General features: G+C 71.8%; 20 protein-coding genes. 11 read left to right on the forward strand and 9 right to left on the reverse strand.

The annotated features are described in order from the left end of the window. Positions 1–118 precede the first annotated feature (118 nt). Entirely contained in the window at positions 119–2,461 is a 2,343-nt protein-coding gene (locus tag AC3IX6_RS01355; protein WP_489368316.1) for a family 20 glycosylhydrolase, read from the forward strand. Here the strand turns inward: AC3IX6_RS01355 and AC3IX6_RS01360 are convergent. The 8 genes from AC3IX6_RS01360 to AC3IX6_RS01395 form a co-directional block, all read right to left on the reverse strand. Further along, complete coding sequence (locus tag AC3IX6_RS01360) at positions 2,454–3,698, reverse strand: alpha-L-fucosidase (protein WP_489368317.1); 1,245 nt, start codon at positions 3,696–3,698, stop codon at positions 2,454–2,456. The genes AC3IX6_RS01355 and AC3IX6_RS01360 overlap by 8 nt on opposite strands. Positions 3,699–3,785: 87 nt before the next feature. Next, positions 3,786–4,763, reverse strand: coding sequence for a hydroxyacid dehydrogenase (locus AC3IX6_RS01365; protein WP_489371706.1), 978 nt, complete (start codon positions 4,761–4,763; stop codon positions 3,786–3,788). An 89-nt stretch (positions 4,764–4,852) separates the two neighbouring features. Beyond that, positions 4,853–5,812 carry a carbohydrate ABC transporter permease gene (locus AC3IX6_RS01370; protein ID WP_489368318.1) on the reverse strand — a complete coding sequence of 320 codons (960 nt, stop codon included), beginning with the start codon at positions 5,810–5,812 and terminating at the stop codon, positions 4,853–4,855. Next, positions 5,809–6,738: a carbohydrate ABC transporter permease gene (locus AC3IX6_RS01375; RefSeq protein WP_489368319.1), complete on the reverse strand. Its 930-nt coding sequence runs from the start codon at positions 6,736–6,738 to the stop codon at positions 5,809–5,811. Before AC3IX6_RS01375 ends, AC3IX6_RS01370 begins: the two co-directional genes overlap by 4 nt. 141 nt (positions 6,739–6,879) lie before the next feature. Further along, the gene (locus AC3IX6_RS01380; RefSeq protein WP_489368320.1) at positions 6,880–8,187 is read right to left on the reverse strand and encodes an ABC transporter substrate-binding protein; all 1,308 of its coding nucleotides are present in this window, start codon (positions 8,185–8,187) and stop codon (positions 6,880–6,882) included. A gap of 115 nt (positions 8,188–8,302) precedes the next feature. Next, positions 8,303–9,430, reverse strand: coding sequence for a substrate-binding domain-containing protein (locus AC3IX6_RS01385; protein WP_489368321.1), 1,128 nt, complete (start codon positions 9,428–9,430; stop codon positions 8,303–8,305). Between the two features lie 132 nt (positions 9,431–9,562). Further along, positions 9,563–10,303 (reverse strand): ribonuclease H family protein, encoded by a 741-nt coding sequence (locus tag AC3IX6_RS01390; RefSeq protein WP_489368322.1) that lies wholly within the window; start codon positions 10,301–10,303, stop codon positions 9,563–9,565. Positions 10,304–10,310: 7 nt separating this feature from the next. After that, positions 10,311–12,626: an MMPL family transporter gene (locus tag AC3IX6_RS01395; RefSeq protein WP_489368323.1), complete on the reverse strand. Its 2,316-nt coding sequence runs from the start codon at positions 12,624–12,626 to the stop codon at positions 10,311–10,313. 114 nt (positions 12,627–12,740) lie between these two features. Here AC3IX6_RS01395 and AC3IX6_RS01400 point away from each other — a divergent pair, with 114 nt between their 5' ends. The 9 genes from AC3IX6_RS01400 (at position 12,741) to AC3IX6_RS01440 (ending at position 19,583) form a co-directional block, all read left to right on the forward strand. Next, positions 12,741–13,523, forward strand: a complete 783-nt coding sequence (locus AC3IX6_RS01400; protein ID WP_489368324.1) for a TetR/AcrR family transcriptional regulator — start codon at positions 12,741–12,743, stop codon at positions 13,521–13,523. Next, the gene (locus AC3IX6_RS01405) at positions 13,520–14,260 is read left to right on the forward strand and encodes an LmeA family phospholipid-binding protein (RefSeq protein ID WP_489368325.1); all 741 of its coding nucleotides are present in this window, start codon (positions 13,520–13,522) and stop codon (positions 14,258–14,260) included. The genes AC3IX6_RS01400 and AC3IX6_RS01405 overlap by 4 nt, the downstream gene beginning before the upstream one ends. Positions 14,261–14,382: 122 nt before the next feature. After that, positions 14,383–14,802 carry a hypothetical protein gene (locus tag AC3IX6_RS01410; RefSeq protein ID WP_489368326.1) on the forward strand — a complete coding sequence of 140 codons (420 nt, stop codon included), beginning with the start codon at positions 14,383–14,385 and terminating at the stop codon, positions 14,800–14,802. Between the two features lie 67 nt (positions 14,803–14,869). Continuing rightward, complete coding sequence (locus tag AC3IX6_RS01415; RefSeq protein ID WP_489368327.1) at positions 14,870–15,289, forward strand: SgcJ/EcaC family oxidoreductase; 420 nt, start codon at positions 14,870–14,872, stop codon at positions 15,287–15,289. A gap of 78 nt (positions 15,290–15,367) precedes the next feature. Further along, a complete protein-coding gene (locus tag AC3IX6_RS01420; RefSeq protein ID WP_489368328.1) occupies positions 15,368–16,066 on the forward strand; it encodes an ADP-ribosylglycohydrolase family protein in 699 nt (232 codons plus the stop codon). A 40-nt stretch (positions 16,067–16,106) separates the two neighbouring features. Further along, the gene (locus AC3IX6_RS01425) at positions 16,107–16,850 is read left to right on the forward strand and encodes a class I SAM-dependent methyltransferase (protein WP_489368329.1); all 744 of its coding nucleotides are present in this window, start codon (positions 16,107–16,109) and stop codon (positions 16,848–16,850) included. 86 nt (positions 16,851–16,936) lie between these two features. Continuing rightward, complete coding sequence (locus tag AC3IX6_RS01430) at positions 16,937–17,641, forward strand: VanZ family protein (protein WP_489368330.1); 705 nt, start codon at positions 16,937–16,939, stop codon at positions 17,639–17,641. A 63-nt stretch (positions 17,642–17,704) separates the two neighbouring features. Continuing rightward, positions 17,705–18,460: a response regulator transcription factor gene (locus AC3IX6_RS01435; protein ID WP_489368331.1), complete on the forward strand. Its 756-nt coding sequence runs from the start codon at positions 17,705–17,707 to the stop codon at positions 18,458–18,460. Next, on the forward strand, positions 18,453–19,583 hold the full coding sequence (locus AC3IX6_RS01440) for a sensor histidine kinase (protein WP_489368332.1): 1,131 nt from the start codon (positions 18,453–18,455) through the stop codon (positions 19,581–19,583). Before AC3IX6_RS01435 ends, AC3IX6_RS01440 begins: the two co-directional genes overlap by 8 nt. A gap of 17 nt (positions 19,584–19,600) precedes the next feature. On the opposite strand, the gene AC3IX6_RS01445 is transcribed toward AC3IX6_RS01440, so the two are convergent. Then, on the reverse strand, positions 19,601–21,472 hold the full coding sequence (locus AC3IX6_RS01445; RefSeq protein ID WP_489368333.1) for a D-alanyl-D-alanine carboxypeptidase family protein: 1,872 nt from the start codon (positions 21,470–21,472) through the stop codon (positions 19,601–19,603). Between the two features lie 565 nt (positions 21,473–22,037). Between AC3IX6_RS01445 and AC3IX6_RS01450 the strand changes: the two genes are divergently transcribed. Further along, a complete protein-coding gene (locus tag AC3IX6_RS01450) occupies positions 22,038–22,736 on the forward strand; it encodes an N-acetylmuramoyl-L-alanine amidase (RefSeq protein WP_489368334.1) in 699 nt (232 codons plus the stop codon). Positions 22,737–22,751 lie beyond the last annotated feature (15 nt).

The raw sequence follows: 22,751 nt of genomic DNA on the forward strand, positions 1-22,751 counted from the left end.
GGTGATGCTCGATGATGCGCATTCGGCCGCCACTTCGAGCATCTCTTGACATAGACCTGTCACTGCGTTGCACTGTGGCCACTCCCTCCGGCAGTCACGGCCGGAGGGAGATGCCGCCGTGAACACCTGGGGACTCGCCATGCGTCTGCTCAGATTCCTGACCGCCTCCGCCCTGGCATTGGCCGCGCTGTCCCTGCCGTCCGCCGCCGGAGCCGAGCCGCTGCGGGCCGGGGCGGCCGTCGCCGCCGCACCGCCGCAGACCGTGCCGGCCCTGCGGCAGTGGACGGCCGGCAGCGGGGCGTACGGCTTCACGAGCACCAGCCGGATCGTCGTCGATCCCGCCCACACCGCGCAGCTCTCCGACGAAGCGGCCACGTTCGCCGAGGACTTGACAGCACTGGCCGGGCGTCCGGTGGCCGTCGTCACCGGGAGCGCCTCCCCCGGCGACATCGCCCTGAGCCTGGGCGACGGCTCGCTGCCCGCCGAGGGGTACCGGATGACCGTCGGCCAGTCCCTCGCCATCCAGGCCGGTACCGACGCCGGAGCCTTCAACGGCACCCGCACCGTACTGCAGTTGCTGCACCAGTCGGCCTCCGTACCGGCCGGAACGGCGGTGGACTGGCCCACCAAGGCCGAGCGCGGGCTCATGATCGACCAGGGGCGGAAGTTCTTCACGGTCGACTGGGTCAAGCAGCACATCAAGGAGCTGGCCTACCTCAAGCTCAACTACTTCCACTTCCACCTGTCGGACACCTTCGGCTTCCGCCTGGAGAGTTCGACGCACCCGGAGATCGTTTCCGCCGACCACTACTCCAAGCAGGACATCGCGGACCTGATCGCACTGGGGCAGAAGTACCACGTCACGATCGTGCCCGAGATCGACACCCCGGGGCACATGAACCAGATCCTGGCCGCCCACCCGGAGCTCAAGCTCAAGGACGCTTCGGGCACGGCCAGTTCCGAATTCATCGACCTGTCCCTGCCCGGTTCGTACACCCTGATCAAGGACCTGGTCGAGGAGTACCTGCCGCTGTTCCCGGCCCCGTACTGGCACATCGGCGCCGACGAGTACGTCACCGACTACACCAGGTATCCGCAGCTGCTCAATTACGCCCGTGCCCACTACGGCGCGAACGCCACGGCCAAGGACACCTACTACGGGTTCGTGAACTGGTCCGACTCCCTGGTCCGCGCGGCCGGCAAGACCACCCGGATGTGGAACGACGGCATCAAGGCCGGGGACGGGACCATCACCCCCGACGCCCGCATCCTCGTCGAGTACTGGTACAGCTACGGGCTCACCCCGCAGCAGCTGGTCAACGCCGGGCACACGGTCGCCAACGAGTCATGGACGCCGACCTATTACGTGCTCGGCGGCGCGAAGCCGGACACCAAGTGGATGTACGAGACCTGGACCCCGGACCGGTTCGAGGGCGGCAACACCATCGCCGACCCCTCGAAGAACCGCGGTTCGCTGATCCACGTGTGGTGCGACAGCCCGAACGCCGAGACGGAGACGCAGATCGCCGCCGGCATCATGTACCCGCTGCGCGGACTCGCCCAGCAGACCTGGGGTTCGCCGAAGCCGGTGGCCACCTACGCGGCGTTCACGCCGATCGTGGCCGCGATCGGACACCATCCCTCCTGGCCGGGCATCGCCCAGCCGGGCAATCTCGCCCGCAACCGCCCCACCACCGCCTCCAGCACCGAGACGGTCAACTTCCCGGCCGCACTGGCGACGGACGGCGATCCGGGGACCCGGTGGTCGAGCGCGTACGCCGACCCGCAGTGGCTGCAGGTGGACCTCGGGTCCTCCCAGGCCGTCAACCGGGTGGTGCTGCGCTGGGAGGCCGCGTACGGGAAGGGCTTCCAGATCCAGGTCTCCGACGACCAGAGCACCTGGCGCAGCCTGTACTCCACGACCACGGGCGCCGGCGGGGTCCAGGACCTGACCGGCCTGTCCGGTTCCGGCCGCTACATCCGGGTGTACGGTACCCAGCGCGGCACCACCTACGGCTACTCGCTGTACGAGTTCGAGGTGTACGGCGGCCAGTTGAGCGGAAGCCGGACCCTCACCGCGGCCGGGAAGGCGCTCGACGACCCGGCGAGTTCCACCACGTCCGGCACCCGGCTGATCACCTGGACCCCGCACGGCGGCCCCAACCAGCAGTGGCGGCTGACGCTCACCGCCGACGGCGGCTACACCATGGCCAACGGCTCGTCGGGGCTCTGCGCGGACGTGGCGGGCGGCTCCACCGCCGCGGGTGCGGCCGTGATCCAGGCCACCTGCGGCAGTGGCGACAGCCAGCGCTGGCTGGTCACCCCGCTCGGGTCCGGCGACTACGCGGTGGCCAACAAGAAGAGCGGACTGCTCCTGACCACCGCGTCCGGCGCGGACGGGGCCCTGGCGAGCCAGCAGTCCAACAGCGGTTCGGTCTACCAGCGCTGGCAGATCAACTGACCACGGGCGGGGGTCCGGTGACCTCGGGCGGCGCTCCGGTGACCCCGGGCGGCGCTCCGGCTGCCGTCACCGAGGCCAGCCGGGCCCCGGGTCCGGTCAGCCGGATCCGCAGTTCCCGCACGGTGAGGGGCTCCAGCCGGTGGACGCGCCGGACCCCCACCGTGTGGCCGGAGGCGATCAGCCGGCCGTCCGCCCAGACCTCGTGGCCGTCCACGCGCTGCCCCCGGGTGAGGTCCTCGCGCAGCTCCACGTGGTCCATGCGGACGGGCCGGCCGAAGTCCGCGAGGAGATCGGCTCCCTCGGCCGCGAGGGCGGCGCAGACGGGATCGCCGAGGCGTCGCTCCAACTCCGCGGTGAACGCGAGGAGTCTGGTCCGGTCGGCCTCGTCGATCAGTCCGCGCCGGTCGGGTGGGACGCCCAGGAGCAGGCCGGCGCCCAGCCCGACGGAGGAGTACCAGATCTCCAGGAGCTCCTCACAGCTCTTGAGGGTGTCGAGGTTCCCAGGCTGCCAGAACCAGTCGCCCCGGAGGGGGACATCGCATTCGGGCGGCAGGTAGGCGGCCGAATCGAGCGCGGTGTGCCGGTCGTCGTAGACGCTGATGCCCGTGGAGTGCGTGACGTAGTGACAGGGGTCGGCGGCGAGCCCCTCCTCGTTCCCGACCCAGCGGATGGTGGGGCGGCCCATGTTGAAGACCATGGCGTCCGGCTGGTGCCGGTCGATCACGGCCATGACCGCGTCCCAGTCGTACGTGCGCCCCTCGGAGCCCGCTCCGTCGAACCACAGCTCGCACAACGGGCCGTAGCGGGTGCAGAGTTCGGTGAGCTGGCGGAGGTAGAAGGAGTCGTAGTCGGCGGGCTCCTCGTAGCAGTCCGCGTTGCGGTCCCAGGGCGAGAGATAGAGCCCGAGGCCGAGGCCCGCCTCCCCGCAGGCCTCGGCCAGTTCGGCGACCACGTCGCCCGCTCCGTCCTTCCAGGGCGAGGAAGCCACGGAGTAGGCGGTGGTGTCGGTCGGCCAGAGGCAGAAGCCGTCGTGGTGCTTGGCGGTCAGCACGACGTACTTCGCTCCGGCCTCGGCGGCGGTACGCACCCACTGGCGCGCGTCGAGCCGCGCGGGCCGGAAGGTGGCCGGGTCCAGGGTCCCGTCGCTCCACTCGACGCCGTTGAAGGTGTTGATGCCGAAGTGCAGGAAGATCCCGAATCCGGCCTCCTGCCAGGCGAGTTGTCCCGGCGTGGGCACGAGGGGGGTTGCGGCGGGACCGGCGGGGGGCGCTGAGGGACCGAGCGTCATGGTGGGTGGGCCTTCGGGGTTCGGCGGCGGGGGCGTTCAGGCCGAGTGGGCCAGGCTCTCCGGGTGGACGGCGTGGGCGAAGGGGAGTCCTCGGGCGTACCGCTCCAGTTCTTCGGCCGCGCAGGCCGCGAGCCGTCCGAGTTCGTTGCCGAGGGATCCGGCGATGTGCGGGGTGAGCAGCACGTTCGGCAGGTCGTAGAGCGGCGACCCGGCCGGCAGGACGTCGGGGTGGGTCACGTCGAGGACGGCGTGCAGCCGGCCGGAGACCAGCTCCGCGGTGAGCGCCTCGGTGTCGACGAGCGTTCCGCGTGCGGTGTTGACGAGGGTCGCGCCGTCGCGCATGAGGGCGAGGCGGCGGGCGTCGATGAGGTGGCGGGTCTCGGGGGTCTGCGGCGCGTGCACGGTCACCACGTCGCTGTGGCCCATCAGTTCGTCCAGGTCGACGGGTTCGACCCCCAGGGCCCTCGCTTCGTCCCCGTCCAGGTACGGGTCGTGGACCAGCACGCGGGCGTCGTAGGAGCGCAGCAGTTCGATGACGCGGCGGCCGATGCGCGAGGCGCCGATGATGCCGACGGTCCTGCCGTAGTTGCCGATTCCGGGGTACAGGGTGAGCGGGTTGAGCTGGGTGCGGGACTCCCGGTAGGCCCGGGCGGTGGTGAGGACGCGCTTGTTGGCGAAGACGATCGCGGCGACGGTGAACTCGGCGACGGGCCGGGCGTTGGCCTCGGCCGCGCTGGTGACGGTCAGGCCGCGCCGCCAGGCCGCTTCCGTCATCAGCCCCTTGACGGTTCCGGCGGTGTGCACGACCGCGCGCAGGGACGGGAGGAGGTCAAGGGCCTGCTCGGTGAGGGGCGGGCAGCCCCAGCCGGTGAGCAGGACCTCGGCTTCGCGCAGCAGCGCGGGGTCGGCGGCGGCGAAGTCGGTGACCAGGAGGGCGGGGTCGAGGAGTGCGGTGGCGCCGAGCCGGGCGAGGGCCGGCTCGTCGAGCAGGGCCGCCTTCGTTTCCGGGCTCATGACGAGGAGGGTGCGGGGCTTGCGCGGCGCGCCGGGGCCGGGGTGGGAGTCCCGGGCCGGGCCGGCCTCGCAGGCCGGGTCGGGGTGCGTCACTTGACCGCTCCCGCCGAGAGACCGGAGCGCCAGAACCGCTGCAGGCCGATGAAGGCGAGGGCGAGCGGGATGACGGCCACCAGGGAGCCGGTGATGGCGAGGGAGTAGAACTCCGGGTACTGGAGCACGATTTGGTTCCAGCTGTAGATGCCGAGCACCGCCGGGTACAGGTGCTGGTCGTTGAGCATGACCAGCGGGCCGAAGAAGTTGTTCCAGCTCGCGGTGAAGGAGAAGAGGAAGAGGGTCATGAAGCCGGGCAGGAGCATCGGCAGCGAGATCGACCGGAAGACGCGCAGCTCGCTCGCTCCGTCGATGCGGGCGGCCTCGAGGACCTCTCCGGGGACGTAGCCCTCGGAGAAGACCCGGGCGAGGTACACGCCGAAGGGGTTCACCAGCGCCGGGATCAGGACCGACCAGTAGGTGTTGACGATCCCGACCTCGGAGGCGAGGAGGTACTGCGGGAGCGTGATGACGACGGAGGGCACGAGGGTGCCGGTCAGGACGAGGCCGAAGAGCGCGCCCTTGCCGCGGAACTCGTACTTGTCGAAGCAGTATCCGGCGGCGACGCTGATCAGCGAGGACGCCAGTGATCCGAAGACGGAGTAGATGAGGCTGTTGAGCAGCCAGCGGCCGAAGATGCCGTCGTCGTAACTGAAGACGGCCCGGAGGTTGTCGAAGAGGTGGAACTCGCCGAAGCCGAAGCCGGCCGTCCCGAAGAGGTCGGCGTGGTTCTTGGTGGCGGCGATCAGGAGCCAGGTCAGTGGCATCAGGGTGTAGAGGACCGCGACCAGGAGCACGGCGTTGACCACCGCCTTGGAGGCCATCGCGCCGCTCCGGCGCGGCCTGCCGGCCGTCTTCCGGTCCGCCCTTCGGGCGGTCGGGGCTCCGGGTGCGGGCGCCGGCTCGCTGCCGGGAGGGGCCTCGGGCGGGGCCGAGGAGGCCGTCTGGGTGCTCATGCCGAGTCACCTCGCTTTCCGATCCGGGTGACGACGTAGGAGAGGGTGCCGGCGACGAGGGCCACGATGAGGGAGGCGGAGGAGGCGAGGCCGTAGTCGTGCCGCTCGAAGGCCGCCTTGTAGATGAACATCATCGGGGACCAGTCCGAGCCCATCGAGCCGGCCCGCTTCGAGAGGAGCATCGGCTCGCCGAAGATCTGGACCACGCCGACACAGGTGAACAGGAGCGTCAGGAAGACGGCGGAGCGGATCATCGGCAGTTTGATCCGCAGGGCGATGCGCAGTTCACCGGCTCCGTCCATGACGCCCGCTTCGATGACCTCGCGGGGCACGGCCTGCAGCGCGGCAAAGAAGATGATCATGTTGTAGCCGACCCACTGCCAGGCCGCGACGTTCACCAGCGAGGGCAGGACGCTGCCCGGGGCGAAGAAGTCCCAGTGGCCGCCCGCCGCTTCGATCCAGTCCAGGACCGGGCTCAGGCCTGGGGTGTAGAGATAGGTCCAGATGATCGCCGCGATCAGCCCGGGGACCGCGTGCGGCATGAAGACGGCGAACTGGACGAGGCGCTTGGCCTTGGCCGCGGCCGAGTCGACGAGCAGGGCCAGGGCGAGGGCCCCGCCGATCATCACGGGGATGTAGACGGCGCAGTACGCGGCCACGTGCAGGAAGGAGGAGACGAAGCCGTGGTCGCCGAGCGCCTTGGCGTAGTTCCCGAACCCGCTGAAGACCCGTTCGGTGCCGCCGAACCCGAGACCGGAGGACTGCTCGGTGAAGAAGCTCATCCAGAGCGCGTACACGACGGGCAGGATCAGGACCGCGGCGAAGAGCAGGAAGAACGGGCCGAGGAAGACGAGCACTGCCCTGCCCTGGCCTGGCCGGCCCACGGGCGCGGTGCCGCGCGCTGAACGAGTGAGGGGTGCTGCCACCGGATCTCCTTGGTGGTGCGCTGCGGAGGAACGGACGGGAAGGCCTTCGGGGAGGGAAACGAAGCGAAGGGGAAAGGAAGGGAAAGCGGGAGGCGGAGGCGGGGCCCGGGGGCCGGGTGGGCTTCGGGCCCCGCGCGGCGCCTACTTCGCGAGGTTGAGCCCCCGGCCCTTGATGGCCTCCTCGGCGGCCGTCTGGCCGGCCGCGAGTCCGTCGGTCAGGGTGCCCTTGAGCCCGGCGTCCTGGATGGCGGTGTTGGTGGCGGTCTGCACCGGGCCCCAGACCCAGCCCGGGACGATGGTGTCGACCTGCGCGCCGGCGATCTCGTAGACCTTGTCGCCGCCGAAGAAGCCCTTGTCGTCGAAGGCCGCGGCGGCGATGGGACGCAGTTCGGGGCTGGCGGGCAGGCTGCTGCTCGGCGCCTTCAGGCTGCTGAGGCGGGCCTTGACGCCTTCGGGGCTGGTGGCCGCCCACGTGGCGAACTCGGCCGCTTCCTTGACGTGCTTGCTGCCCTTGGTGACGGCGTAGCTGGTGCCGCCGAACATGCCGGTGGCCGGGGTGCCCCAGTGCGGCAGCGGGGCGACGCCCCACTTGCCCGAGTCCTTGGCCAGGGCCGTCATCGTGCCGCCCGCGCTCCACGAGGCGCCGATGAAGCTGGCCATGACCCCGTCGGCCTTGGCCTTCGCGAACTCCGGGCCGTTGATCTTCAGGTTCAGCACCAGGTCGTCCTTGACCAGGCCCTGCCAGTACGAGGCCACCTTCTGCGAGGAGGCGTCGTTGATGTTGACCTTCCAGCCGTCGCCCTCGGTGCCGTACCACTTGGCGCCGGCCTGCCAGGAGAGCGCCGCCAGCAGGGGCGCGTCGTCGTTGCCCCAGCCGCCTATGCGCACGTTCTTGTCCGCGGCCTTGATCTTCTCGGCGGCCGCCTTGTACTCGTCCCAGGTCTTGGGGACTTCGACGCCCGCGTTCTTGAAGAGGTCCTTGCGGTAGTAGAGGAGGTTGGGCGTGGCGTCGTACGGCACGGCCCAGGTCTTGCCGCCGAGGGTCACCCGGTCCTGGACGCCCTGGGGGAACTTCGCCTTCACGGCGGCGCCGGCCGGGGCGGTGATGTCCGCCAGGTATCCCTGGCTGACGAACTCCGGGAGGGTCGGGTACTCGATGCCCGCGACGTCGGGAGCGTTCCCGGCCTTGATCGCGTTGCTGATCTTGGCGTACCCGTCCGGTCCGCCGGTGATGGCCGAGAAGGTGACCTTGATGTTCGGGTGGGACGCGTTGAAGGCGTCCACCACCTGCTGGGCACCGCCGGTCCAGCCCCAATAGGTCAGGTTGACCGGCTCTTTGGGGGCTTCGGCCTTCGGCGCGGCGCCCTCGCTCCCACCGCAGGCAGTGGCGAAGAAGGCCAGCGAGAGCGTGGCGAGGGCGGCGCGGGAGGTACGGGAAGTGAGCTTCACTGCTCTGCTCCTCAGATGCGAGCCGTCGATGCGGCGAGGTGATGCACATCATTCGGCCAGAGGAGAAGGGAGTCAATAGAAAAGGAAACTTTGAGAAAGAAAAGCGAAGTCACCGTTAGGTCTCGCTCGAAGCACGCACCCGCAGCTCCGGAAGGATGGCGATCCGCCGCCTCGGCCGGCCCGGCTCACGCAGCCTCCGTACGAGCAACTCCACACCCGTAACCCCGACTTCGTGCTTCGAGGGCGCCACGGCGCTCAGTGGCAGGTCGGCCAGTGAGGCCACCTCGTCGTCGTACGAGACCAGCGCGACATCGCCCGGCACGGACAGCGAGGCGCCGCGCAGCCGCTGCATCAGCACCATGGCCTCGTGGTCGGGATGGACCAGGGCGGCATCCACCCGCCCCTCCCGCACCGCTTCCACGAAGGCGTTCATCACCGCTTCGTAGGCGTCGTCACCCGCTCCGAACTCCTCGAGATCGAGGAAGAAGGCGTGCTCGGCCGTGCCGGGGCCGGCCTCCCCCATCGCCGCCTCGTAGCCCTCCTTGATCCACGGCGCCGTGGGCGTTCCGCCACGCATGACGAGGGCGATCTTGCGGCGCCCCGTGTCCAGGAGGTGGCGCACCGCCAGCCTGGCTCCGTACCCGTGGTCCGTGCCCACGTGCTCGGCGGCGGAAGCCTGCTGTTCGGGGCGGCGCTCGATCAGGACGACGGGCACGCCGAGCTCCTCGTACCACTGGCCGCCCGGCCTGCCGTCGCCGGCGGAGGGCGCGAGCAGCAGCCCGTCGACGCCGTCCGCGACCATCCGTGCGGCCTGCGCCTTCTCGGTGTCCACGTCGTACGTGGACACGGCGAGGGTCAGCCGCACCCCGAGGGCGTCCGCCGCCTCCCGGGCCCCCTTGATCACCTCGGGGTAGTAGTAGGCGGACGACGGCACGATCAGCCCGAGGACCAGCGGCCGGCCGGATCCGGGACCGGCCCCGGATCCGGATCCCCCGGCGGGAGCGGCCGAGGTCCCGCGGGCCGCCGCCGGAGCGGCGGTCGCGGGAGCGGTCTCCGCCCAGTCCTCGGGCAGCATCGCGCCGCCGTGCACCCGGGCCAACAGGCCGCGCTCCGCGAGGACTTCCACGTCCTTGCGCACCGTCACCACGGACACGCCGAGCTCCGCCGCGAAGTCCGTGACGCGCATCGATCCCGCTTCGCGGACCCGTCGCAGGATCGCCTGCTGTCGTTCCTCTGCGTGCACGGTGGAGCTCCCCTCGACTGCGTCCCTGGTCGAGGTCAGCGTAGCGCGCGAAAGCCGAAACTTACGTTTTCTTTCGAACGAAAGCATTGCATAGGGAGTGTGGCCGAAAGCTGTCCCGCAGCCGTCCGCGGGCTACGCGGCGTCGGCTCCGCCGCAGTCGGGGTGACCCCAGCGCGAACCGAGCTTGCTGATCTTCTCCCCCGCCGCGTACTGCTTGCCGCAGGGGCAGGTGCCGGGGAACTTGGCCTTGATGGTCACCCCGGCCCGGCCGGCGGTCGCTGTCTTGGCGCCCGTCGCGCTCTTGGCCGGCGCCGCTCCGGCGGGACGGCGGGCGGAGGTGCTGCGGGCCGGGGTGCTGCGGGCCGGGGTGCTGCGGGCCGGCGCCGGTACGGGCATGGACGCGTGGCCCAGCGCGGTACCGGCCGGCTCCTGGCTCACGGCCGCGTCGCTGGCCGCCTGGTCGGCGATCGCGTTCAGGTGGTCACCGTCCTCGCGGTGCGCGGGGACGTAGCGGAACTCCACGTCCCGGTCGGTCAGCAGCGCGTCGATGCTCTCGACGAGCTCCCGGTTGGCCACCGGCTTGCCCGCGGCCGTCTTCCAGCCGTTGCGCTTCCAGGCCGGGAGCCACTGGGTCACGGCCTTCATGGCGTACTGGGAGTCCATCCGCACCTGCACGGCCGTACCGGGGGCCACGGCCTCCAGCAGCCGCTGCAGAGCGGTGAGTTCACCCACGTTGTTGGTGGCCCGGCCCAGCGGCCCGGCCTCCCAGCGCTCGGGGTGTCCGTGGACGTCGGCGATGACCCAGGCCCAGGCGGCGGGCCCGGGATTTCCCTTGGCCGCCCCGTCGCAGGCGGCGATGATGCGATCAGACATCCCCCGATCATGCCTCACCTCGACCGTCGCCCGTACCCACGGCTGCGGCCGGGGCTACGGGTACGGCTGAGGCTACGGGTACGGCCGGGGCTACGGGTACGGCTGCGGATCCGGCGACGGCCGCGGATCCGGCGACGGCCGTGTCCGCGCCCGGTTCCGGCGGCGCCAGCGCCCGTTCCCCGTCGTGCGTCCGCGGCAGGAGCCGATCCAGAAAGGGAGGCAGCCACCAGTTGGCCCGGCCCATCAGGAACATCGCCGAGGGGACCAGCACCAGCCGGACCACGGTCGCGTCCAGGATCACGCTCACCGCCAGGCCCACCGAGAGCATCTTGACCACGACCGTGGGCGAAGCCGCGAAGGACAGGAAGACCGCGGTCATGATGAGCGCCGCACTGGAGATGACCCGGCCGGTGGCCGCCAGCCCCGTACCGACGGCGAGGGTGTTGTCCCCGGTGCGGTGCCAGGACCCGGCAATGGCGGAGAGCAGGAAGATCTCGTAGTCCATGGACAGGCCGAAGACGATCGCGAACATCATCATCGGTACGAACGACTCGATGGGGACGGGCTCCGACACCCCGATCAGCCCGCTCCCCCAGCCCCACTGGAACACCGCGACGAGGACCCCGTAGGACGCGGCGGTGGTGAACAGGTTCAGGGCGACCGCCTTGAGCGGGACCACCACGCTGCGGAACACGAAGGTCAGCAGGACGAGCGCGGCGGCCAGCACGATGCCGATGATGAGCGGCAGCCGTTCCTTGACGGTGTCGCGGAAGTCCAGCTGGCCGGCGGTGGAGCCGGTGAGATAGCCCTCCGCGCCGGTGCCGTTCAGCGCGTCGGGCAGGGTGACGGTGGTCAGCGTCGTGAACAGGCTCCCCGTGCCGGCGCTCTGCGGTCCGGTGGCCGGGGTGACGGTGGAGACGAGCAGGCGGCCGTCGGCGCTCGGCGCGAGCGGGGTGAACCCGGCTATCCCGGGGGTGTCCCGCAGCGCCGCGTCGAGTTCGGCGCCGATCCGGTCGGCCGGGACCGTGGCCTCGTGGAGGTCGGCCACCAGGACGAAGGGGCCGTTGGCCCCGGGGCCGAAGCCGGGTCCCTCGCCCTCGGCGATCCAGTCGTAGGCCGTGCGCGTGGTGCTGCCCGCCCGGTCGGCGCCGTCGTCGACGTGGCCGAGGCGCAGCGAGAACAGCGGTACGGCGCACAGCGCGAGCAGCAGCGTGCCCGCGGTCAGGAACTTCCACGGGTGGCGTGCCACCAGGGCGGCGTAGCGGTGCCAGCCGTCGTGGTCGCCGGAGGTCTCGGCGACCGGGCGGCGCAGTGCGAACCGGTCGATCCGGCGCCCGACCAGGCCCAGGGCGGCCGGTACGAGGGTCAGGGCGGCCGCTCCGGTGACGACCACGACGAGGGTGGCGGCCAGCCCCATGCGGCCGATGAAGGTCAGTCCGCAGGTGTACAGGCTCAGCATCGCCACCGCGACGGTGACGGCGGCCACGACGACGGCGCGCCCGCTGGTGGCGGCGGTACGGGCGGCCGCGTCGACCGGATCGCGCCCGTCGATGAGGTCCTGGCGGAAGCGGGTGGTGAGGAAGAGGGCGTAGTCGATCCCCACGCCGAGGCCGATCATGGTGGCCAGGGTGGGGGCGGCGGTCGCGAAGCTGACGACGCCCGCCACGATGCCGACGATGCCGAGGCCCACACCGACGCTGACCACCGCGGTGAGCAGGGGCAGCAGGGCCGCGGCGAGGCTGCCGAAGGCGAGCAGGAGGATCAGCAGCGCCACGAGGACGCCCGCCGCCTCGCGGGCCTTGTCGTCGGCCGGCGGCCGGACGACCTGGTTGAGGTCCCCGCCGTACGCGACGTCCACGCCCGAGGCGCGGGCCGCGGCGGTGGCCTCGTCGAGGGTGCCGGTGTACTCGTGCCCGAGGGTCTTGACCTGCCGGTCGAAGGACACCGTGGTGTAGGCGGTACGGCCGTCCGCGCTGGTGACGACCGGGGACGCGGCGGTGACGTGGGGCATCCGCGCGAGGACGGACGCGCTCTCGTCCACGGCCCGGCGGTGCCCGGCCAGGGAGCCGGAGTCGACGTGGAAGACCACCCGTCCGTTGGGGTCCCCGGCCCCGGGGGCGGACGCGGCCAGCAGATCGGCGCCGGTACGGGACTGCGTGCTGGGGAGGCTGATCTGGTCGCTGTAGACCGGGGCGGCGAGCCTGCTGCCGGCCATCGCGCCGGCCAGCAGCAGGAGCCAGGCCGCGATCACCCAGACGGGGTGGCGGGCGCAGAAGCCGCCGAGACGGCCGGGGCGGCTCGTTCGGCCTAGGGGGGAGTGCACGACGCCTCCAAAAAGTGTCAGGACTGACACGAAGTACCTTGGCAGAAAATGTCAGGGGTGACAATTGACAGTCCTGACAATTGACAGGGGTGACGTCATTGCTAGGCTTCGACGGTGAACCAAGATCCGGCCGCGCCCACCTCCGCCTCCACTTCCGCACCCACGCCCACGCACGAATCCGAGCCGGGGCCGGAGCCGATGCCGGAGCCGGCGAAGGCCTCGGAGCCGGCGTCGGAGCCGGCGTCGGAGCCGGAGCCGGAGTCCGCGAAGGCCCCGGAGTCGGAGTCCGGCCTGCGCGAGCGGAAGAAGGAGCGGACCCGGACACTGCTGCGCGAGGGCGCCGCCGCGCTGTTCGCCGAGCACGGTTTCGCGGGCACCACGGTCGCGGACATCGCGGCCTGCGCGAACGTCTCCGAGCGGACCTTCTTCCGCTACTTCGAGAGCAAGGAAGCCCTGCTCCTGCCCGACAGCGTCGACCTGTTCGCGTACGTCGAGGCCGAACTGGCCCGGCGCCCGCCGCACGAGGATCCGCTCGACGCGGTCTGCAACGCCCTGATCTCCGCGGTGGCCCCCTTCGCGGCGTCCAGCCTCACCGCCCTGACCCACTCCGTGGCCATCGCGGGTGACGAGCGCATGGTGGCCGCCCAACTCGTCCAGCTCTTCGCCGATTTCGAGAACCGGCTCACGCTCATCGTGCTGAACCGGCTCCCCGCCGACACCCCCGAGGCCGACCTGCGTGCCGGGGTGATCGCGGGCGCCGCCCTGTCCGCCGTCCGCGCCGTCCTGCGCACCCAGCGCCGGCGCCGCGCGAACGGCACCCTCACCGACACCCCGCCCTCCTCGCTCCTGCTGGAGGCCTTCGGAATGCTCAAGCAGATCGGATCCGCAGCGCAATGAAGCTCCGTCGCACCCCCGTACTCATCGCCGCCGGGATCACCGCCGCCCTGGCCGGCGTCTTCGTGGCCGACGTCGTGGTCGAACACACCGCCCAGGAGCGCATCGCGCGGGCGGCGGACTGCCGCCTCCAGGCCAGCGGGCCCGTCACCGCGGAACTGTCCGGCACCTTCGCCGGGCTCCGCGCGCTGACCGGCCAGGTGGGTTCCGTACACCTGGCGGCCGAGGGCGTACGCCGCGCCGACACCGACATGGACATCAAGGCCGAGCTGTACGACGTCACGCGCGACGGCGGCATGAGCGGCGGCCGGGCGACGGCCACCATCCCCTACGAGGCCCTGCAGAAGCGCCTGGCCGACTCGGGGGAGGACGCCGCGGGTGCGGAGGGGCTGACCGTGGGCGGCGACGCGAAGGGACTCACCCTCACCGGGACCGTGGGCGGCCTGGGCCTGCCCGTCACCGTGCACGCGAGCACCAGCGCCACGGCGACCGGCGTCACGATCACCCCGACGACGGTCACCGTACTGGGCCGCGAACTGCCGATAGCGACCGTGAGCGGGCTGCCCGGCGCGGCCGGCCTGGCCGAGCGGCTGGCGCCCCGGACCGTGGACGTCGGCGACCTGCCCGAAGGGGTCAGCCTCACCGGAGCCCGGACCACCGGCGCCGGCCTCACCCTGGACGCCTCCCTCGCGAAGTCCGCCTCAGCGGACACCGACGGGAACCGCTGCACTTCGGTGTAGCCGGACCACGCCCCCCATCTTCCGGTTCGCAAACATCACCACGCGCCCCGAACCCACCCATTCCACCCCAGCACACGCCCTCAGAATTGACTTTACGGATTCTTTAAATTTACCCTCCAGTCATGCGCAAATCTCCCACCACCTTCTCCGCCCTCGCCCTCGCCGGCCTGGCGCTCGCCGCCGCCGGCTGCTCCGCCGCCATGACCGACAAGGCCGTGGACCAGGTCGACAAGGTCGCGAACGAGACCTACGAGGTCACCTACGAGGTCACCGGCAAGACCGTCGACTCCGTCACCTTCCACGACGGCGGGGGCACGGCCACCGCGCCGAACCTCGTGACCGCCGAGCAGCCGGGCGCCACGTGGACGAAGACGGTCACCCTGCGCGGCATCATGCCGCCGGCGGTCTCCCCCAGCTCGGTCGACAACACCGCCGACCTCACCTGCAAGGTCATCTACAAGGGCAAGGTCCTCAAGGAGGCCACGGGCGAGGCGGCCATGGCCGGCGGTTGCGTAGCGGTGTCTCCGATCACCACCCCGTAGGCGGTCCGGCCACCGGGGCACTTCGTACCGCAACGGGCTTGACCTCAAGGGCGCTTGAGGTGTGACCATGATCCTCATGACCACGGAATCACCGTCCCGCCCGGCGGACATCGAAGCGATCAACCGGCTCGTCGCCACCGTCGAGCACTCCCAGCGGAGCAAGGACCCCGAGGAGTTCCTCGGCCTCTTCCACCCGGACGCCATCTGGACGACGGCCCACGGCAAGGTCCTCGTCGGCCTCGACGCGATCTCGGAGTTCACCCGCAAGGTCCTGCCCGCCGCGAACTGGGACGGCCAGGTCACCTACGAGGTGGTCCACGTGCTCTTCATCCGCCCCGACGTGGCGGCCGTCAAGGTCCGCCAGCGCTACGTGTCCCCGGGCGAGGAGAGCGAGGGTGCTCCCCTGTACGTGATGGCGAAGCAGCCCGACGACCGCTGGCTGCTGACCGCCTGCCAGAACACGGGGGTGGTCGTGGACGGCGCCTAGGCCGTCTAATCGGCTCGCGCACGGCGGTCGCGGACGGAGAGGATGGCTCCGGCCAGTCCGCCGTTCGAAGGACCTCCGATGAGCAGCCAACCGTACGCCCGATCCGCCCACGCCTCCCTGGACGGGCTGGTGATGGGCGATGCCTTCGGCGACAGCTGGTTCACGCTCTCCGGCGAGGACGTCGAGGAGCAGTGGGCGGCGCGCGGGCTCCGGCCCACGCCGTGGCAGTGGACGGACGACTCCGCCATGGCGTGCGTGCGGGGCGACCCGAAGGAGGCCGCCGGGCAGGCCCGGCTGTCCGCGCTGGCCACGCACGCGCACCCCGAGGCGGTCGCGGGCGCCGTCGCCGTGGCGGTGGCCGCCGCGCTGGCGGCGGCGAGCACGGGCCACGACGCCCCGGCCCGCGCCGAGTTCCTCCGGGAGGTCGCCGGGTACGTACCGGGGAGCGAGGTCGGCTCCGGGCTGCGGATGGCCGCGGAACTGCCCGCGGGTACCCCGGTGGGCCGTGCCGCGTCCGTACTGGGCTCGGGGTGGCGGATCTCCGCCCCCGACACCGTGCCGTTCGCCCTGTGGTGCGCCGCGGGGCACGTGGACGACCTGGCGGAGGCCTTGTGGCAGACCGTCGGGGGCTGGGGCGACCGCGACACCACGTGCGCGATCGCGGGCGGGGTCGTCGCGGCGCGCACCGGAACCGGGGGCGTTCCGGCCGACTGGCTCGCGGCGCGCGAGGCCGTGCCCGCGTGGAGCGGGTGGGCGCCCGAACCGCCGGCTCCCTGAGCCCTGTCCCGGTCGATCATGTGACTACTAGGCTGCGGTGATGGAACAGGATCAGGGTCGGGACCAGGACCGGGTGAACCACTACGACGGCTTCGCCGAGGCGTATGCGGCGGAGAACGAGAACAGCCTCGTGAACGCCTCCTACGAGCGGCCCGCGATGCTGGCCCTCGCCGGGGAGGTGGCCGGCCGCCGGATCCTGGACGCGGGGTGCGGCTCGGGCCCCCTCACCGCTGCCCTGCAGGGCCTCGGTGCGGTCGTCACCGGTGTCGACTCCAGCGCCGGGATGCTCGCGCTGGCCAGGCGGCGGCTGGGTCCGGACGCAGCCCTGCACGAGGTCGACCTGCGCGACCGGCTGCCGTTCGCCGACGGCGCCTTCGACGACGTGGTCGCCTCGCTGGTGCTGCACTACCTGGAGGACTGGGGGCCGACGCTGGCCGAGTTGCGGCGCGTCCTGCGTCCCGGCGGCCGGCTGATCGCGTCCGTGGACCACCCCTTCGTGGCCTACACGTTCCAGGACCCGCGGCCCGACTACTTCGCGACCAGCAGCTACGGCTTCAACTGGACGTTCGGCGGACGGTCCGTCCCGATGAAGTTCTGGCGCAAGCCGCTGCACGCGATGGCCGAGGCCTTCACCACCGCCGGCTTCCGGCTTTCCGTCATCAGCGAACCGCAGCCCGACCCGGCGGCCCGTGAGCTGTTCCCCGACGGCTTCCGCGACCTGTCGAGCACACCCTGTTTCCTGTTCTTCGTCGTCGAGGTACCGCTGCCGGCCACGGTTCGCTGATGCCGGGATCGCCCGTACGGCCCGTATCGCGGGCGTATCGAAAACCGCATACGCCCTCGCAACGGCCCACCGACTCTCCTGGGAACATGAACCACACCGCACCCCTGTCGCCACCGCCCCGCCGCACGCGCAAGTTCGTCCTCCTCGGCTTGGCGGCCCTCGGCATCGCGAGCGCCCTGTACCTCGTGCGGGGCCCGCTCATGATGTCCGCGCCGAGGTGCATGGCCGGGCAGTGGCACGGGTGCCTCGACACGTTCAACGGCGTGGTGCTCATGACCCTCGTCGCCGTGCCGCTGTCCCTGCTGGTGGTGTGGGCCTTGGCCCGCCGTCGGCGCGCCGCCGGCGTCGCATCGGCCCGGCGGATCTCGCTGGCCGAAGTCGGCATGGTGCACGGGACGCTGCCGTGGGTGTGGATGACCATGATGCCGGGCTCCGGCGCCGGGATCGTCCCCGGGCGGTTCAGCCTCGTACCCCTGCGGGACCTGGTCACGATGGGGCCGCTCGGGATCGGCGGCAATCTGCTGGTCTTCGCCTCGCTGGGGTTCTTCGCCCCGATGCGGTGGGCGGCACTGGCCTCCGTACCGCGGGTGCTGGCCCTCGGGGCGGGCTGCTCGGTCCTGATCGAAACCGCGCAGTACGTCCTGCAACTGGACCGGGTCTCCTCGATCGACGACGTCCTGGTCAACGCCACCGGCGCCGCCCTGGCCGCGCTGGCCTCGCGCCGCTGGTGGCGCACCACGGCACCGGAGCCCTCGGACCTGCCTCGGCCCGTCCTGAATCCGGCGGGCTGACGCGCGTACCCGGTACGCACGGCGCATACGACGGCGATATGTCCTGGTGCTTAGGCTTCGGGCATGCGCGTACTGATCGTCGAGGACGAGCCCTACCTGGCCGAGGCCGTCCGTGACGGTCTGCGGCTGGAGGCCATCGCTGCCGACATCGCCGGCGACGGCGATGCCGCCCTGGAACTGCTCGGCGTCAACTCCTACGACCTCGCGATCCTCGACCGCGACATCCCCGGCCCCTCCGGCGACGAGGTCGCCCGCCGCATCGTCGCCTCCGGCAGCGGCATCCCGATCCTCATGCTCACCGCCGCCGACCGGATCGACGACAAGGCGTCCGGGTTCGGGCTCGGCGCCGACGACTACCTCACCAAGCCGTTCGAACTGCGGGAGCTCGTCCTGCGGCTGCGGGCGCTCGACCGCAGGCGCGCGTACGCCCGGCCGCCCGTCCGCCGGATCGCGGGCCTGCGGCTCGACCCCTTCCGCCGGGAGGTCTTCCGCGACGGACGCTACGTCGCGCTCACCCGCAAGCAGTTCGCCGTGCTGGAGGTCCTCGTCGCCGCCGAGGGCGGGGTCGTCAGCGCCGAAGAGCTGCTGGAACGGGCCTGGGACGAGAACACCGATCCCTTCACCAACGCCGTCCGGATCACCGTCTCGGCCCTGCGCAAACGGCTCGGCGAACCGTGGGTCATCGCCACGGTTCCCGGCGTCGGCTACCGCATCGACACCCAGCCGGACACCGGACCCGAGGAAGCACCCCACGGGGCAACGGGCGGGGCAACCGGCGGGGCAACGGGCGACGAGACCCGGGGAGCGGACCGTGCGTAGAGCTCCCGGATTGAGCGTTCGCTCCAAACTCGCCCTCAGCTACGCCGGATTCCTCATGGTCGCCGGCGTCCTGCTGCTCGCGGCGGTATGGCTGTTCCTGCTGCGGTACGTCCCCGATCGCGCGCTCATCGTCTCCGCCGAGACCACCCCCAACGGCGTCTTCCCCATCCGCTCCAACCTGCTGCGCGTCTTCGCTCCGAGGGCGGCCGCCGTACTGGCGCTCCTGCTGGTGATCGGGCTCGTGGGCGGGTGGATCCTCGCCGGCCGGATGCTCGCGCCCCTGACCCGCATCACGGATGCGGCGCGGACGGCCGGGAACCGGTCGCTGTCCCACCGGATCCACATGAAGGGCCGCCAGGACGAATTCCGCGAGCTCTCCGACGCGTTCGACTCGATGCTCGACCAACTGGAGTCGCACGTCGCCGAGCAGCAGAGGTTCGCCGCGAACGCCTCCCACGAGCTGCGCACCCCGCTGGCCATCTCCCGGACGCTCCTCGAGGTAGCCCGCAAGGACCCGACGCGGGACCGGGGCGAACTCGTCGAACGCCTGCACGCCGTCAATGCGCGGGCGATCGACCTCACCGAAGCCCTCCTGCTGCTCAGCCACGGCGAGCGCGCGGACTTCACCCGCGCGAGCGTCGACCTCTCGCTGCTCGCCGAGGAGGCCGCCGAAACCCTGCTTCCCCTCGCCGAGCAGCGCCGGATCGCCCTCGACGTCACCGGTGGGACGGCCCGGACCGACGGCTCCGCGGAGCTCCTGCTGCGGATGGTGACGAACCTCGTCCAGAACGCCGTCGTCCACAACCTCCCCGCCGGCGGGACCGTGACGGTCCACACCGAGGAGCGGGGGGACACGAGCGTGCTGCGGGTCGAGAACACGGGCCCCCGGCTCCCACCGGAACTGGTCCCGACGCTCACCGAACCCTTCCGCCGCGCGACCGACCGCGTACGCACGGACGAGCACGCCGGGGTCGGCCTGGGCCTGGCCATCGTGCACAGCATCGTGCGCGCCCACGCCGGGACCCTCGACCTCGTCCCGCGCCCCGACGGCGGTCTCCTCGTCACGGTCCGGCTCCCGCGTACGCGGCAGGCGACGCCCGTACCCGGCGGAGCAGGCGGCTAGCGGCTAGCGCCCATCGGCTAGCGAAGCCGGAGGAGCTTCGTGCCGAGGGACGGTGCGGACAGGTCCGTCCCGAGCGCCACGGGGACCGTCGGGGCGCCCGGTCCGGTGCCGATGGTCAGTACCCCGATCTCGGTGCCGGCCGGCGCCTTCGCGGGGAGTCCCTTCTCACCGACGGCCAGCCCCAGATCGAGCCGCTGGCCCGGCACGGCGACGGCGGCGATGTCCCGGGTGACCACCACCGGGGTCCGGGTACCGAGCCCGTCGTCCACGTAGCCGACGACCTGGCCCTTCTTGACCGCGCCGGCCGAGGTCAGTGCCGCGCGGACGGCCTCGATGACCTTCTTGCTGTTCTGCTTGACCAGTTTCAGGCTGTTGGCGCCGTCGGGGTCGGCGCCGGTGACGTGCTGGTCGAGCATCGTGCCGAGGATCAGCGGGGTCTTGTCGCCCACCGTCTTGTACGCCGCCCACATCAGCGCGCCGCCGGCCGCCGAACTGGACCCGGTCTTGATGCCCTTGATGCTGAGCCCGGCGATGAGCAGGTCGTCGTTGTTGTTGATGAGCGTGTCCTGAAGGCCCGGGATCTTGGCGTTGGGGAGCGCGACGATCGCCCGGAACGCGTCGGACTTCATGACCTCCTCGGCCAGTTTCAGCTGGTCGACGGCGGTACTCACGGTCTTGGCGTCGAGACCGCTCGGGTCGGTGTACGTGGTGGAGGTCATGCCGAGCGCCTTGGCCTCGGCGTTCATCTTCTCCACGAACGCGGCTTCGGAGTCGCTTCCGGTGTCCCAACGGGCCAGCAGCCGGGCGATGTTGTTGCCCGAAGGGATCATCAGCATCTTCAGCAGGTTCTGCTGGGAGAAGCGGGTGCCTGCCGTCAGGCCCGGGATGCGCGATTCGCTCGCGGAGTTGCCTTCCGCGACGGCCTTGGCGTCGATCTCGATCTGCGGGCCGTCCTCCTCCTTCTTCAGCGGGTGGTTCTTGAGGATCACGTAGGCCGTCATGACCTTGGCGACGCTGGCCGTCGGCACGGGCTTCTGCTCCCCGAAGGTCCCGACGTCGCCGGCGCCGCCGATCCGTACGGCGGCCTGGCCCTTCTCCGGCCAGGGCACGTCGAACCGGCCGTCGAGGACGACGGAGGACGCGGCGCCCTCTTGGGACAGGACCGCGTCGGGCAGCGGCCGCAACGCCTGTACGACGGCCAGTACGGCGACCAGCAGGAGCAGCAGCGGCACCCAGATGCGAACCCGCCGGGCCACCGTCCGGCCGGGGGTCGCGGGCGGCGGCGGGGTATTGGTGAGCTGCGCGAGCAGATCGAGCGCCGGCAACGGCTGTTCGGTGGTCCCCTCGGGGGTGACCCCCTGCGCGGGGGCGCCGCCCGGAGCGGGAGCGGTTCCCGGAGCGGGAGCCGTCCCGGGAACCGGAGCCGTCCCGGGAACCGGAGCCGTTCCCGGAGCCGGGGCAGCCCCCGGAGCCGTCCCCCAGGCCGGGGCGGCTGCCTGCGTCGGGACGGACCCCGAAGCCGGGGTGTCCGCCGCCGGCACGGCCGGGGCCGGCCGCACGGGTGCCGGGGCGGGTGCCGGCGGCCGCGCCCAGGACGGCACCGGCGCCGAGGGCACTTCGTCCAGGGGCTTGAGCGCGATGAACTGGCTCGTCTTCTCGGAGTCCGACTCAGGGCGGAGACCGGGACCGGTATCGGTGGCGGCCGCCTCCGGGCCTGCGTGCGGCTCAGATCCGGACTCCCGCTCCGGCCGCGGCACGGGGCCCGGGTCGGCCCCGTCCGTGGTCCCGCTCGCGGACACGGGCTCGACCCCGTCCGCAGCTGCGGATACGGCCACAGCCGAAGCCGGGGACACGGCGTTGCCCTCGGCCGCGGGCTCTGCCCCCAGCACGGGCGCAGGCGAAGGCGCGGACATGGATGTGGCCCCTGGCTCGGGCTCGGCCCCGGGCTCGGCCGCGGCAACACCCCCGGCCGAAGGCTCTCCGGCCGGTCCGGGTTCGGAAACGGACGCGACCTCGGATTCCCTGCCGGGTACCGCCGTCGCTCCGGGGGCCGTCCTCGGTGCCGGCACCGTGCGCGGGTCCGGACCCGCCGCGGCCTGCGGATCCGGCCGGAGCGCGGGCCGTTGGGCGGGAGTCGGTGTCTGCGCGTCGTGCGGTCCGGGTGTCCTCCCCGGGTGCTCGTCCTTCGTCGCGCCGGGCTTCTCGCCCTCCACCGGTACCGCCGTCATGCCGTACACCGCCTTGCTCGTGCCGTTCTGGATCAACCGCCAGTCTCCGTGCCGCGTATGCGCAGGTGATGCGCACCGCATGACCAATTGGTCACAATCCGTCCGGCCGGGCCCGGGCCGGGACCCGTCATCAAACGATCATCAAACGATCACGGCCCCATCATGAGCGCCCCGAAGGATCGGCCTTCCCCCGCACAACGCACCACCCAGGAACCGGACACCGCTCATGCACCCCAGCAACCCCGACCCCCCGGCTCCGTCGAGGCGGCGTCTGCTCGTCGGCGGTGGCGCCCTGTTCCTCACCGCGACCGCCGCTTCCCTGCTGGCCGCCCGGCCCGGTGGCTCCGGACCGAGCGACGACGACCGCGGCCGGGCAGCGGCGGCGGCGCCCGGGGCCTCGCCCACCGCCTCCCCCGCCTCCGGATGGATGCCCGGGGTGACGAGGATCCCCCTGGAACGCAACTTCGTCCGCGGCGACCGCGACGCGCAGCGCGGGCTCGTGCTCCATGTCCAGGAGGGCGAGGGGTCGTTGTACGAGCGGTTCAGCACCCCCGGGATCAAGACCTCCTCGCACTTCTGGGTCTCGCGGGACGGGGAGACGGAGCAGTACGTGTCCGTCCTGGACCGGGCCTGGGCGCAGGTGGAGGGCAACGGGTCGTGGGCCTCGGTCGAGACCTCCGGTTTCGCGACCCGACCGCTCACCGAGGCACAGGTCGATGCCGTCGCCCGGATCTACGCCTGGGGCGCCGCCTCGCACGGCTGGCCGTCGGCCGTCAGTGAGCACCCGGACCAGCCGGGTCTGGGCATCCACGCCATGGGCGGCGCCGCGTGGGGCGGGCACGCATGCCCCGGCACCCTCCGCTCCGGCCAGCGGGCCGAGATCGTCCGCCGGGTGCGCGAGCGCATGCCGCCCGGAAGGGAGTGAGCCTGAACGCTCGCG

Source organism: Streptomyces sp. GL_141, assembly GCF_057834385.1.